Annotated in this window: 14 protein-coding genes and 1 pseudogene; all 15 read left to right on the top strand. The window is 40.4% G+C overall.

Going from position 1 to position 14,203, the window contains the following annotated elements:
- The first annotated feature begins 5 nt into the window (after positions 1-5).
- The 15 genes and pseudogenes from fliF (at position 6) to flhB (ending at position 14,125) form a co-directional block, all read left to right on the top strand.
- The gene (fliF, locus tag BTN50_RS02895; protein ID WP_096618961.1) at positions 6-1,766 is read left to right on the top strand and encodes a flagellar basal-body MS-ring/collar protein FliF; all 1,761 of its coding nucleotides are present in this window, start codon (positions 6-8) and stop codon (positions 1,764-1,766) included.
- Positions 1,766-2,806, top strand: a complete 1,041-nt coding sequence (fliG, locus tag BTN50_RS02890) for a flagellar motor switch protein FliG (RefSeq protein WP_096618960.1) — start codon at positions 1,766-1,768, stop codon at positions 2,804-2,806. The genes fliF and fliG overlap by 1 nt, the downstream gene beginning before the upstream one ends.
- A 134-nt stretch (positions 2,807-2,940) precedes the next feature.
- Positions 2,941-3,897 (top strand): flagellar assembly protein FliH, encoded by a 957-nt coding sequence (locus BTN50_RS02885; RefSeq protein ID WP_096619524.1) that lies wholly within the window; start codon positions 2,941-2,943, stop codon positions 3,895-3,897.
- Positions 3,898-4,004: 107 nt separating this feature from the next.
- Positions 4,005-5,324, top strand: a complete 1,320-nt coding sequence (locus tag BTN50_RS02880) for a FliI/YscN family ATPase (protein WP_096619523.1) — start codon at positions 4,005-4,007, stop codon at positions 5,322-5,324.
- A 7-nt stretch (positions 5,325-5,331) separates the two neighbouring features.
- Positions 5,332-5,781, top strand: a complete 450-nt coding sequence (gene fliJ, locus BTN50_RS02875) for a flagellar export protein FliJ (RefSeq protein ID WP_096618959.1) — start codon at positions 5,332-5,334, stop codon at positions 5,779-5,781.
- Between the two features lie 90 nt (positions 5,782-5,871).
- Positions 5,872-7,821: a flagellar hook-length control protein FliK gene (locus BTN50_RS02870; RefSeq protein ID WP_096618958.1), complete on the top strand. Its 1,950-nt coding sequence runs from the start codon at positions 5,872-5,874 to the stop codon at positions 7,819-7,821.
- A 71-nt stretch (positions 7,822-7,892) separates the two neighbouring features.
- The gene (locus BTN50_RS02865) at positions 7,893-8,384 is read left to right on the top strand and encodes a flagellar basal body-associated FliL family protein (RefSeq protein WP_096618957.1); all 492 of its coding nucleotides are present in this window, start codon (positions 7,893-7,895) and stop codon (positions 8,382-8,384) included.
- A 7-nt stretch (positions 8,385-8,391) separates the two neighbouring features.
- Positions 8,392-9,444, top strand: a complete 1,053-nt coding sequence (gene fliM / locus BTN50_RS02860; RefSeq protein WP_096618956.1) for a flagellar motor switch protein FliM — start codon at positions 8,392-8,394, stop codon at positions 9,442-9,444.
- A gap of 20 nt (positions 9,445-9,464) precedes the next feature.
- Positions 9,465-9,854: a flagellar motor switch protein FliN gene (fliN, locus tag BTN50_RS02855; RefSeq protein ID WP_096618955.1), complete on the top strand. Its 390-nt coding sequence runs from the start codon at positions 9,465-9,467 to the stop codon at positions 9,852-9,854.
- Between the two features lie 229 nt (positions 9,855-10,083).
- Positions 10,084-10,370: pseudogene (locus tag BTN50_RS12070) on the top strand (transposase); the annotation flags it as partial.
- A 288-nt stretch (positions 10,371-10,658) separates the two neighbouring features.
- Positions 10,659-11,024: a flagellar biosynthetic protein FliO gene (gene fliO / locus BTN50_RS02845; protein ID WP_096618953.1), complete on the top strand. Its 366-nt coding sequence runs from the start codon at positions 10,659-10,661 to the stop codon at positions 11,022-11,024.
- Positions 11,025-11,057: 33 nt separating this feature from the next.
- Positions 11,058-11,903: a flagellar type III secretion system pore protein FliP gene (gene fliP, locus BTN50_RS02840; protein WP_096618952.1), complete on the top strand. Its 846-nt coding sequence runs from the start codon at positions 11,058-11,060 to the stop codon at positions 11,901-11,903.
- Between the two features lie 9 nt (positions 11,904-11,912).
- Entirely contained in the window at positions 11,913-12,182 is a 270-nt protein-coding gene (fliQ, locus tag BTN50_RS02835) for a flagellar biosynthesis protein FliQ (RefSeq protein ID WP_096618951.1), read from the top strand.
- Between the two features lie 13 nt (positions 12,183-12,195).
- A complete protein-coding gene (fliR, locus tag BTN50_RS02830; RefSeq protein ID WP_096618950.1) occupies positions 12,196-13,005 on the top strand; it encodes a flagellar biosynthetic protein FliR in 810 nt (269 codons plus the stop codon).
- Positions 12,992-14,125 carry a flagellar biosynthesis protein FlhB gene (gene flhB, locus BTN50_RS02825; RefSeq protein ID WP_096618949.1) on the top strand — a complete coding sequence of 378 codons (1,134 nt, stop codon included), beginning with the start codon at positions 12,992-12,994 and terminating at the stop codon, positions 14,123-14,125. Before fliR ends, flhB begins: the two co-directional genes overlap by 14 nt.
- Positions 14,126-14,203: the final 78 nt, after the last annotated feature.

The raw sequence follows: 14,203 nt of genomic DNA, 5'->3' as shown, positions 1-14,203 counted from the left end.
GAATCGTGGCGGGAGAAGGTGAAAACAAAGAGTTAGCCTTAGCTGATGGTGGATCAGAACTACCAGCTTCAGCGGACGTGAGTGCATCACTGCACAATCCAGATTCCATGGAGCGAAACGTTTCGCCTGCCTCTAGTCCTCTCGGCGGCATTGATATTGCACGTCAATTGATACTTGTGGCTGCGATTGCCATTTGTGTTGTGTTAATTGCTTTGCTTTTCGTTTGGGTTCAAGAACCAGAAATGAGACCGCTAGGCATGTATGAAACTGATGAACTGATTCTTGTACTGGATTATCTTGACCAACAAAACATTGACTACAGATTAGAAGGCAACACAATTCATGTGTCCGCCAAGGAATACTCCATGATTAAATTAAATTTGAGTCGTGTAGGTTTGAATTCAGCTCGAGAGGCCGGTGATAATATCTTGCTTCAAGACATGGGGTTTGGCGTATCTCAGCAGCTTGAACGCGAACGTCTTAAACTCAGCCGTGAACGTCAGCTTGCTGCTGCAATTGAAAAAATTCGTAGCGTTAGCAAAGCTCGTGTTTTACTGGCTATGCCAAAACAAAGTGTCTTTATTCGGCATAATCAAGAAGCGACAGCAACGGTATTCTTAACCGTGCGTGGAACAACTATCCTTGGTCAGGAAGAAGTTGATTCAATTGTCGATATGGTCGCTTCTGCCGTATCGAGCTTAAAACCATTGCGTATCACTGTTACTGATCAGCATGGTCGTCTTTTAAGTTCAGGCAGTGAAAGTGCAATAACTTCTCGGCATCGCAAAGAATATGAGCTTGAACGCAAGCAAGAGCAAATACTACGAGAGAAGATTGACTCTATCTTAATACCGGTTCTAGGCTTAGGTAATTTCACGTCGCAGGTTGATGTGACAATGGACTTTAGTGCAGTAGAAGAAACACGCAAGCATTTTGACCCTATGACCCCAGCAACACGCAGTGAACATACATATGAAAATTATAATAATAGTAATTTTGTTGCAGGAATTCCTGGTGCATTGAGTAATCAACCACCTGTAGATTCTGCGATTCCTGAGAATATTAAAGACCTGAAGAATGATAGTGTCGGCGATAAGGGATCACTCAACCGTGAAGTTACGAGAAATTTTGAACTTGATACTACCATTAGTCACCGCCGGGCGCAGACAGGTGTTGTGTCTCGTCAGACGGTATCCGTTGCTATCAATTACTTAGAATCCTTTAATGCAGAGTCTGGAAAAATGGTACGAATACCTATTGGTGAGGACGAGCTTGATAAAATTAGGCGTCTTCTTATCGGTGGTGTGGGTTATTCAGACATACGTGGGGATGTACTTGAAGTGATTTCAATGCCATTTATTATCCCAGAGGTTGAGGCCTTGGGCAATGTGCCTATTTACGAACATCCAAATTTCAATGATTGGATACGCTGGTTGGCAGCATCTCTGGTCTTTATCGTGGTAATTTTAGTTTTAATTCGTCCAGCGTTGTCAAAATTACTTTATTTGAACAAAGATAATGACAGTATGCTGGGACCAAATGGTGAAATGTTGGGACCTGATGGATTGCCACTGAATCCTGATGATGATATTGGTTTGATTGGCTCAGATCTGGATGGGTCAAGCAGCCTCTCAATGAGATCATCTAACCTTAATCTCCCAGACCTTCATAAGGATGAAGACTTGCTTAAGGCCATCCGAGCTTTAGTTACGAATGAACCTGATCTTGCTGCTCAGGTTGTGAAAAGTTGGGTGAATAAAGGTTAATGGCTAATGAAGATAAAAACGAATCAAGAACAAGCTATGATGTGTCGCAATTGTCTGGGTTTGATAAAGCTGCCATTTTACTCCTTAGTTTAACAGAGCAAGACGCTGCAAGTATCATTCGGCATTTAGAACCCAAACAGGTTCAGAAAGTCGGTGGAGTGATGACGCAAATGCAGGATCTTAATCAAGATATGGTGGGGGCTGTTCATCGTAAATTTATTGAAGATATTCAGCAGTTTACCGCTATAGGTATGGGCAGTGAAGATTTCGTACGGAATGCACTTGTAGCAGCATTGGGTGAAGATAAAGCTACACATCTTGTTGATCAAATGCTTTTGGGGAGCGGATCAAAAGGATTAGACTCGCTTAAATGGATGGATCCACGTCAGGTTGCATCAATTATTATTAATGAACATCCTCAAATTCAAACTATTGTTCTTTCCTACTTGGAACCAGAACAATCCGCAGACATCCTCACGCAGTTTGCAGAACGAAATGCACTTGATTTAGTTATGCGAATTGCAAACCTTGAAGAAGTTCAACCTGCTGCACTTCACGAATTGAATGAAATTATGGAGAAACAGTTTGCGGGTCAAGCAGGTGCACAAGCGGCAAAAATTGGTGGCTTGAAGGCAGCTGCAAATATCATGAATTATATGGATAATACGCTTGAATCTGCATTAATGGAACAAATTGAAAAGAACGATGAAGAAATGGCATTGCAAATTCAGGATCTCATGTTTGTATTTGATAATCTTTCTGAAGTAGATGACCGAGGAATTCAAGCAATTCTTAAGGATATTCCCCAAGAGGTACTGCAGAAAGCTCTTAAGGGTGCAGAAGAAGGATTGCGGAACAAAATTTTTCGCAATATGTCGAAACGTGCATCAGAAATGTTACAAGAAGACTTAGAAGCCATGGGGCCAATCCGTGTGACTGATGTAGAAGCCGCACAAAAAGAAATTTTATCTATTGCACGTCGTTTGTCTGATGCTGGTGACATAATGCTCAGTAATGGTGGTGCAGACGAATTTTTGTAATCTTAGTCGGCTGTTTATGTCTACGCTAAGGCTTATTCTGAAATAGTTACGTACCATGTGTGTGGATAGGACTATCCTTCTATGCACATCTTGGTATTGAAGCATATTTTAACGTTATAAATGAAGGGTTTGGTATGAGCATTGATCGTCGTAGAGGTTATATTCGTGTCACTGAGCAACCTGATAGTATTTTTGAACGTTGGTCGCTCCCTGCCTATGAACTCAATAATGCGTCACCCAAGGAAACAGCCTTAAACTATGACCCAAGCTGGGAGGCACCAAAAGTAGCGGAAGAGCCGGTGGAGTCTGAAATTGACTTCAAAATGCTTAGGCCTGATGCTCTCGAGCATATTCGTCATTCTGCTTATGAAGAAGGCAAGAAAGAAGGGTATGATAAAGGTTTTACTGAAGGCCGTGAAGCTGGGTTTAAAGAAGGCAAAATAGCGGGTTTGGATACTGGACAAAAAGAAGGTTTGGAGCAAGGTCTGTTAGAAGGTCAGCTGCTCGTTGAGAACCGTTGTCAGCATCTTGACGCTATTCTTGAAAAAATTACCTTTCCACTGGTGCAGGTTGATCATCAAGTTTATCAACAGGTGTTGGAAATAGTAATACAGTTAACAAAAACGGCAATTCAAACAGAAGTGGTGACTAATCCCAACGTTATTTTAGCCACATTACAAAAATCTATTACAGCACTACCAATGTCTGGACGTCAAGCTATTATATACCTTCATCCTGAAGATATCGAAGTGGTGACTAATGTGCACAGTGCTGAATCAATAAAAGATTATCAATGGAAATTCATTCCAAAACCATCAATAAACCGTGGTGATATTCAAATTTTTTGTGGTGATTCTATTGTGGATTACCGCATGAAAGATCGAATTCAGCAGTTGCTTAGTCGTTTTGCTAGTCAGAACATAACACGTGAACTTGATTGTTCTGAAGGTGGAGATGGTGTTGATATACTTCGTACGATTGATATTGACTCGCTGTCAAGTAACTGTGATGATCATGAAGTAAATATGCATGCTGAAGACAGTTCCCAAGAGCAATCAAAATCAAAAAATAACCCAAAAATTGAGATTTAAAATTTGATGAATTTAAAAAAATAATGTTTCTAACATAATGGAAGAAAGTACGGGATTAGCGAACCGTGATCAAAAAACATTCTCCATGGGCGAAGTAGGAGAAGATGGTGGTTAGCCTGTTTGAACGTTTAAATAATTTAAAATTTGATAGCTTAGTTGCGCATCCTATTGCCTCTGGAAAACTGGTTCGTGTTGTTGGGTTGACCTTAGAAGCCGTAGGCTGCCGGGCATCTATTGGCAGCTTATGTAGTGTTGAAACCCTCCATGGAAGTATTGAAGCAGAAGTTATTGGGTTCTCGGATGATACTTTGTATTTAATGCCAAACGAGCAAATCTCAGGCGTAGTATCGGGTGCTAGCGTTATACCTATTTCTGAAGAACAAGGTATTCCAGTGGGTAGGGAGTTACTTGGCCGAGTTATGAATGGTGTTGGTCGTCCTCTTGATGGCTTGGGCGACATTTTTACTGGCCAAACGGCCCCTTTAATACCTTCAACAAACAATCTACTTACAAGAAAACCAATTAATTCTCCACTTGATGTGGGCATTAAAGCCATTAATGGTTTGTTGACCGTGGGTAAGGGCCAACGTATCGGTCTGTTCGCGGGTTCTGGTGTTGGTAAATCGGTTACACTGGGCATGATGACACGAGGTACCACAGCGCAGGTGGTGGTGGTGGGTTTGATTGGTGAGCGTGGACGAGAAGTGAAAGAATTCATTGATGACATTTTAAGTGCGGAAGATCGTGCACGTTCGGTAGTGGTTGCTGCGCCTGCAGATTCCTCGCCATTGATGCGCTTAAAAGGGTGCCAAACGATGATGACACTTGCCGAGTACTTTCGCGATCAGGGATTGGATGTTCTGTTACTGATGGATTCATTGACGCGTTTTGCGCAAGCGCAACGTGAGATCGCTTTGTCTGTAGGCGAACCACCAGCTACGAAGGGATATCCGCCATCAGTGTTTGCAAAGTTACCGGCATTGGTTGAACGTGCGGGCAATGGTAGCAATGTGCAAGGTTCTATTACTGCTTTTTTTACTGTTTTAACCGAAGGCGATGATCTTCAAGACCCTATTGCGGATGCAGCTCGTGCGATTCTTGATGGTCATATTGTATTATCACGTGAGATGGCTGATGCGGGACATTTTCCCGCAATAGATGTTGAGCGTTCAGTCAGTCGTGTTATGCCAAACATTGTAAATGATGAGCACATGTTGATGTCACGTACTGTACGGCAAATATTATCCGTATGTAGGAAAAATCAGGAATTGGTATCGATTGGTGCGTATAAAGCAGGGACTGATCAGGGTATTGACCAAGCATTTACTTTGCAGCCCCGCCTTGATGAGTATCTTCAGCAGGGCATGAAAGATGTGGTGCCTTATGACATGTGCATCAATATGCTGCGTGCAATGTTGCAGGAGTAATTAGACCATGTCTTATAATGCAATGGCTTTGTTATTAAAACAGGCAAAATTTTTAGAACACAAAGCACATTTGGCGTTAGTGTTAGCGCAACAAGAGTCGCGAGGGTATTGCGCGCAGCTAGAACAAATTGAACAATACCGTTTGGATTATTCTCGTCAAATGACTGAACGGGGTACGCAAGGACTAAGTGCGAACAGTTTTAGTTATTTAAACCGTTTTATTTTTCAATTAGATGAAACGCTGGCAAAGCAACGCCAAGCTGCTATTAATTTTGAAGATAATATTGAACGTTGCCAAGAGTATTGGCAACAGTGTAGACAAGAAACGAGATCGCTAGATTGGTTAATTAAAAAACGGCAAAAATATGCAAAAATTCACGCTGAAAAACTTGAACAAAAACAAATGGATGAATTTGCTGCCTTAAGTTTTATTCGACAGCAACGTAGTCTTTATTAAACTGGCCCGATGATTGCTACATTTGGAAATGATCTGTTGGCATGCAGTAATGTTGACCGATCACAATGAAATACTTGCAGCGGGATAATTATGAATCAAACTAACTTCTTATTTTCCAATATAACCTCAAAACAAGCTTCTTTCGCTGAGATAAAAAGCACCTTGTTGCCTGATGTATTAAGTACTGAAGGGAAAACTTTTTTTACTCAGCTAGCCCAATTGGCGTCTGGTTATAGAGAAGCGCATGTATATGGTTCAATCAAAAGCATTGAGCGTAGCAATAAGATGGCAGACGTCGATGTTAGCAGTGATGTATTTTTGAAAAATAGCTCTTTATCCGCCGATGGCGAAGATATTGCCAGGAAAGGGATGGATAACCTTATTCCAGAGAGTATGGACGTCGAAGACGTTTCTAACGTAACACAGTTGAGGTCAGCAAATGATGCAGTTTTGTTATCCATGAAGATAGGTCAAATATCCGATATTAATGAATTATCAATGAGGCAAGTTCAAGCCAAGCAGGATGGTGAAGCTTTGTTATTACGCCTCGATGAGGCTAATGCTGTGCTGCAAATCGATACACGCAATGTCGATATTAGCTCAGAGCTAACATTAAAATTAGATACTAACGCCAGTGCCAAAGAAGATAAAGGGTTACCGTTCACTCCTATTGAAAGTGGTCCCTTCATAATGACGCCGTATAAAAATATCGAGTTAACATCAGCATTAGAGTGGGTATTCCTAGTTCCAGAACAGGCCGGTGTAATAAACATATTGTCTTTTGACGGTCCTAAAGTAGAAGTGATGTCTGAGACTGAACTTGCCTTACTTGCTCAAGTATCTAACATGGCGATTGCAGAATATCAGGTGAGAGAAGAAACAAATGCTTCGTTTTTCTTAGTGCAAACCAACAGTGAAAATAACGATAAAATGCTGGTAACGCCTATTTTTTTGATAAAACAAATTGCTCCAAATTTCATTAAGGCATCGTCAAAACAACATGCTTTGACGTCAAGTAATTTATCGTCAACAACACTTGAAGCATTGCAATTATACCAAATGTTATCTGGTGCTGTTGATGCTGCAATGAACACAGATGCACAAACAGAAACAGCGGCCAATTCTGGTGGGCAAAGTAAGATAGGCAATGAAATATTAATGCTAATGCAAAATACAAAACAAAATGTGATTAACTCAACGGTTGAAGGCAATGTATTGCCCTCGTCTAATGCATTAATATCACATGGCTTAATGGAGCAATCTCAAGCTTACATGACCCAATCAGCATCAGTTGCTAATGTGGCGATGATCCCGCAAGTACAGCAACAACCCATACTGCTAACTTCTGCTAATGCAATTTCAGTGGTACCTGTTGGAACGGAAGCTGACTTTCAGTTGCCTCAGTCAAGAGCTAGTGTAGCGGTACTAGAAGCGGCAGCAATACAAGCATTGAGTAAGGCTGGAAAGTCTAGTTTAGAGACAGAGCCTGTTAGTTTTATACAGCAACTAGCGTTTAGTTTTGGTAATCAAAGGCCAATAATAGCCTCCAAATTAGATATTGTTACAGCACAAACAGCGTTACAAATGAACCAAAATCAAATTGAAGCAGCGAATGCACTTTCTGAGCGGATCAATGCTATGTTATTGAAAAATTGCAAGCATATTGATATTCGTTTGGACCCGCCAGAGCTGGGTAGTATGCAAATCAAATTATCAATGAACCGTGACCAAACATCTGTTCAATTTATCGTGGCAAATCAGCAAGCACATGATTTAATTGAGCAATCTATGCCGCGTTTGCGAGACATGTTGCAACAGCAGGGATTACAGCTAACTCAGTCATCGGTTCAGCAACAAGACGCTGGTGGTGGTCGCCAGACATTTAGGGGGAATCAAACATCACAAGGTGATGGTCAAGGCGAGCCGAAAAAAGAATTATTACTTTATCGTGGTGATGCGGAACAAGATACAGAACTCAATGTTATTAAACATAACGGGTATGTGAACGTATCAAAAGAACGTGTTGACTATTATGTGTAATGCAGCGCTTTTGCGCTTTATGTGTATAGACTGAAACTTGATAATTAATTGACTCAATGCTGGGGTGCTTTATGGATAAAGAAGATATCAACGAAGATGCCGGCAATGGTAACAAGAAACTCATCATTATTGTTGTCACATTATTTTTATTGGGTGGTGGTGCTGTTTTTTTTCTCTTTCCTGATGATGGAGAGTCAGTTTCACAAAATGATATTTTTATTAAAGAGCTAGATCCAGCTAGCCTTCAAGCAATTTATGTCACTTTGCCGCAGCCGTTCGTCTTTAATGTAACGGGTGACATGCAACAACGATTGGTTCAGGTGCAAGTACAGTTGGTGGTGCGTGGTGAAAGGAACGAGGTGTTGGCGAAACATAATTTACCCTTAGTGAAGCATAGCCTTCTTACTACATTTTGGGCTGCAACCGTTGAACAATTGCGTACGCCACATGGTCGATTGGAAGTACGCAAACAAGCCGTTGATACAGTAAAGTCAGCGCTGGAAAAAGTCACCGGCAAAACTGTGGTTGAACAGGTATTGTTTACTGGCTTTGTAATGCAATAGGTGCAATGTGACCGATCTACTGAGCCAAGACGAAATTGATGCGCTCCTTCATGGCGTAGATGATATCGTAGATGATGAACTAGAGGCTGGTAGTGGGGATATAGCCTCAGCATCTAATTTTGATTTTTCCTTACAAGATCATATTGTTCGTGGGCGTATGCCCACTCTGGAACTAATTAATGAGCGATTTGTACGCCATATGCGCATTAGCTTATTTAACATGCTACGTAAAACTGCAGAAGTGTCAATTAATGGCGTACAAATGGTGAAGTTTGGTGAATACCAAAATACTTTATTTGTACCTACTAGTTTGAACATGATGCGTTTCCGTCCCCTTAAAGGGACGGGTTTAATCACTATGGAAGCGAGACTAGTTTTTATTTTAGTGGAAAATTTTTTTGGTGGTGATGGGCGTTTTCATGCTCGAATCGAAGGCCGTGAGTTTACTCCGACAGAACGACGCATTATTCAAATGTTGCTTAAGCTAATATTTGAAGACTATAAAGATGCGTGGGCGCCGGTGATGAAGGTTGAATTTGAGTACCTTGATTCTGAAGTGAACCCAGCCATGGCTAATATCGTGAGTCCAACTGAAGTGATTGTGGTGAGTTCATTCCACATTGAACTTGATGGTGGTGGTGGTGATTTTCATATCGTTATGCCCTATTCAATGGTCGAACCAATTCGAGAGTTACTGGATGCTGGTATCCAAAGTGATAAGATGGATACTGATCTTCGTTGGTCAAAAGCTCTGCAAGACGAAGTGATGGATGTGGAAGTCGAGCTTACGGCAAAACTCTTGGAAATATCACTGTCTTTGCGAGATCTAATGGAGTTGGGAGTCGGTGATGTAATTCCGGTGGAAATGCCTGATGCATGTACTGTTTACATTGAAGATCTACCAACATTCCGCGGTAAAATGGGGCAAGCAAATAATAATTTTGCTATTAAAATATCAAAAAAATTAAAACGTCCAGAGGTACAAAGAAGTGATATTGCACAGATAGAAAATAATTTTTTTAAGCTAAAGAACCATGGCTTTGAAGACAAAAATGAATAACGATATATGTGGTAATAATCATGAGTGATGTAGAAGATGATTGGGCTGAAGCACTTGCTGAGCAAACTGTAGTTGAAAATGGTGATGATATTCAAACAGCGGCATTAGATGAACTGGTGAATGACGTATCTTCCATAAATTCAGATGAACAGCGTAAACTAGATGCCATTCTTGATATTCCTGTCACCATATCTATGGAAGTGGGGCGTACGAATATTAATATTCGTAATCTGCTCCAGTTAAATCAAGGATCAGTGGTTGAATTGGATCGTCTTGCTGGCGAATCACTTGACCTGTTGGTTAATGGTACACTGATAGCACACGGTGAAGTTGTTGTGGTGAATGATAAGTTTGGCATTCGTTTAACGGATGTGATTAGCCAGACTGAACGCATTAAAAAACTCAGATAATTTAATATTTATGCAAATAAAAACGTGCTTATAAATTTAATACTTTGCCCCCTTTCAAACTGTCTTTATTGCCTAATTTGAACATTATGATTTTTTAGGGCTTTGTCTTTTAAATTAGGAAACTAAATTATAAAGCTACGCTCTAAACCACTGGTTCAGTTAAATGTTCAAGTCTATGAACAAGTTTCACTACAAAGCAGCTAACTGTAAGTAATATAATTAAGCTTTAATCAATCATGGCTCGCTAACATTCTTGATGGATGAAAAGGCCGTTCAGCTATGGGATCAAATTAAGCAAGGTAATCCTGGAAGACTTCGCCTATTGAGCGACTTAGCCATTACGGCGGTTCTTATGATCAAATGCATATTTTAATGCCATTGAGAGGTATGGAAGAATGCATTGATGCTGTTTTTAAACGTGTTTAACTGCCGTTATCATGCTCTTACTATTTATGCATTAGCAAGCGAGCTAAAACGGTTAATGTTACGTTCAAAACGAAAAATAAGGGAACCATCTAGCACTTAGTCATTAATCTCACCAAGAAGAGGAATAATTTTTTTGGAACGAGATCACCCGTGTAATTTAGCGGTGAGTTACTAGCAGTTATACGGTTTAAATCAGCATTGAAAAACTAAGTATGGTTACCATAAACGTTCCCTATCAAAAATGGTAATGTTTCGAGTCAAAAAACTGTCCAGAGGAACCTTGTACTAAAATGCAAAAATTATCTTTTTATACGTGTGCTTGTTTCGGCCTTAATCTTGCTTAAATATTTTTAAAATTTAAGTGGAATTAGAGGATTCATGATATTGATGCTACTGGCAGTATTTGGATCACTGTTTGCTTCCGCTGCATTTGCAGCGTCAACATCTCATGTGAACTTTACAACAATGTTAGCTGCATTATTGGCGGTTATTAGCCTTATTTTTACTGTGGCTTGGTTATTTAAACGTATGAAAATACCCATATTAATGGGCGCAAAACCGGGATTGAAAGTGATCAGTCAGCTTCCACTAGGCCAAAAAGGACGCGTGATTGTTCTTGATGTTAATGGAGAGCAGGTCTTGATAGGTGTGACGGTACACCAAATAACGTTACTTAAAACTTTAGATACGCGGACGAAAAATGATGAATCTGCATCGAAAGCACCTAACCTCGACAGCGCATGATCGTCTCAACTTAAGAATATTTTGAAAAAAATGATGTATGTTAAATTCATTACTACTATTTTTTTGTTGCTTTGCTGTTTTTTAATGATGCCACTTGCTTATGCAAGAGCCGAGCTCACACTTATACCTACACTATCTTCTGAAACAGCCACTGAAAATTTCACCAATAACGATGGTGCAGAGTCAATGATGCAAGGCATAAATGGTAGTGGTATCCCAGCACTAACAATGACAGTTAATCCCGATGGCACTAAAGATTATTCGGTGACGCTGCAAATCCTAGCATTAATGACTGCACTGGGTTTTTTGCCAGCTATCGTCATTTTGATGACGTCATTCACCCGTATCGTGGTGGTGATGTCAATTTTACGACAAGCGATGGGATTACAACAGACACCATCTAATCAGATCATTATTGGTGTTTCTTTGTTTTTAACCTTTTTTGTCATGTCACCAGTGATAGATAGAGTGAATATCTCAGCGGTACAACCATATATCAATGCAAAGATAACGGCGCAAGAAGCATTTGATCGTGTGCAAGTGCCTGTGCGTGAATTCATGTTAAAGCAAACACGCGTTCAAGATTTGGAAACATTTGTGGATATGTCTGGTTCTGATGTCACCGTTCCAGAATTGGTGCCTATGTCAGTGTTGATTCCCGCATTTATTACGTCAGAACTAAAAACCGCATTCCAAATTGGCTTCATGTTATTTTTACCTTTCTTAATTATTGATTTGGTAGTGGCATCTGTATTGATGGCGATGGGTATGATGATGCTATCACCCATGATTGTGTCATTGCCTTTCAAACTCATGCTCTTTGTGCTGGTAGATGGGTGGAACCTCATTTTATCGACACTCGTAGGTAGTTTTGGGTAGGAATATATTATGGCCCCAGAAGTGTTTGTTGAGCTGTTTCAAGATGCATTGTATCTGATCATCATTATGGTTTGTGTCATTATCATTCCAGGGCTTATTATAGGTTTGGTGGTTGCAGTTTTCCAAGCCGCAACCTCAATCAACGAACAGACGTTAAGTTTCTTGCCACGTTTGATCGCGACATTGCTTACTTTGATGCTGTTTGGGCATTGGATAACACATATGTTAATGGAGTATTTTTTACGACTGATGGGAGAGATCCCATATCTACTTTACTGACGAGCTAAATGCTATGGAATACCCAGTAAACATTATTCTCGATTGGATGACACAGTTTTTATGGCCAATGACGCGTATTTCATCAATGATGATGACGGTGACGTTTTTTGGTGCAAAATTTGTCCCAGTTCGTGTTCGATTATATCTGTCACTGGCTATTACTTTTGCAGTTATGCCGTCCATCTCTAGTGTGCGTGATGAAGTAGAACTCGTTTCATTGGGTGGCTTTCTGGTGCTGGCACAGCAAATATTGATTGGTGTAGCCATGGGGACTGTCACGCAATTTATCATTCAAACATTTATTCTGTTAGGACAGATTATTGGCATGCAATCAAGCCTAGGTTTTGCGTCGATGGTAGACCCAGTTAACGGTCAGAATACGCCGTTACTTGGTCAGCTTTTTATGTTTGTTGCAATTATGATTTTCCTTTCTACTGACGGACACCTTCAAATGCTTAATTTGGTGGTCATGAGTTTCCAAACCCTTCCAATAGGTGAATCTTTGGAAAGTACTGATTTTCATGCGCTGGTGAATTGCTTCGGCATTATGTTTAGTGTGGGTATTGGTATGGCATTAGCGGGTATTATTGCCCTACTCACTGTAAACTTGTCCTTTGGTATTATGACTCGTGTTGCACCACAACTAAATATTCTCTCCATCGGCTTCTCTTTTGCTTTGCTAGTGGGTCTTTTGAGCTGCTGGTACATGCTAAGCGGTATCGTGCTTCACTACTTGAAACACTGGGATACGGGATTAAACGTTATTTGTGATTTGATTAGACTGGATTGCGCTAACGGAAGAGGTACTAATGATGGAAAATGATGGTCAAGAACGCACAGAGGACGCTACACCACGAAGACGGGAGAAAGCTCGGGAGAAAGGCCAGCTTCCTCGTTCACGAGAACTTGCGTCAGTTTCAGTACTGATTTTAGGAGTGGTGGCATTAATGTGGTTAGGTGGTGGTCTTGGCGAGACATTGCTCGAAGTTATGAGAAAATTTTTTACTTTAACGAAAGAAGATATTTTTGATGTTACTTCATTAGGGATTATTATCTATGGTGTCATTTTTGACGTAGCATCACCACTTGTCATAATTTTAGTAGTAATATTCATAGCTGGTCTTATTGGCACTCTGGCATTGGGTGGCGCGTCATTTTCTTGGGAAGCAGCAAGACCGAAACTGTCTAAAATAAACCCGCTTCAAGGTCTCAAGCGCATGTTTAGTAAGCAGAGCATAGTTGAGTTAATTAAATCGATACTCAAGGTTGCGATGGTATCAAGTGTAGCATCTTATCTTATATGGGTGAATATTGAAAAATTTTTTCAACTCAATATTGAGACCTTTCCAGTTAATCTCTACCACGCACTAGATCTTTTGCTGCACTTTATTCTATTAATCAGTTGCTCTTTGTTGGTTGTTGTTGCGACTGATGTACCTTTTCAAATTTGGCAACACAATAATCAATTGAAGATGACCAAGCAGGCGATTAAAGACGAATATAAAGATACGGAAGGTAAGCCCGAAGTTAAAGGTCGAATTCGTATGTTACAACGAGAGATGGCACAGCGTCGAATGATGGGGGAAGTTGCTTCTGCCGATGTAATAATCACCAACCCCGAGCATTATTCAGTCGCACTACGTTATGACAAAAAAATTGATAAGGCGCCGATTATGGTAGCGAAAGGGTCAAATCTTCTTGCACTTAAAATCCGAGAAATTGCTGAAGAATACGATATTATCATTGTTCCTGCTCCACCACTTGCGCGTGCTGTGTATTACAGCACTGAGCTTGAACAATACATACCAGATGGACTTTTCGCTGCAATAGCACAATTGCTTGCATATGTTTTTCAGTTAAAACAGTACAAAAAAGGGCGAGGACGTAAACCTAAGACGCTTATAGAAGAACAAATGCCAATTCCAATAAAATTACAATGCTGATTAGTTGCAATACATGTACTTCGCCAACTTACTGACGTAAAAAACGAAAAATGCGGTTCGTTTATTGCTAGATTACTA

Origin of the sequence: Candidatus Enterovibrio altilux (assembly GCF_002381345.1) — a bacterium.
Classification (GTDB): domain Bacteria; phylum Pseudomonadota; class Gammaproteobacteria; order Enterobacterales; family Vibrionaceae; genus Enterovibrio; species Enterovibrio altilux.
Note: the sequence above shows the minus strand (reverse complement) of the source record. Positions and strands in the feature narration are given on the sequence as shown.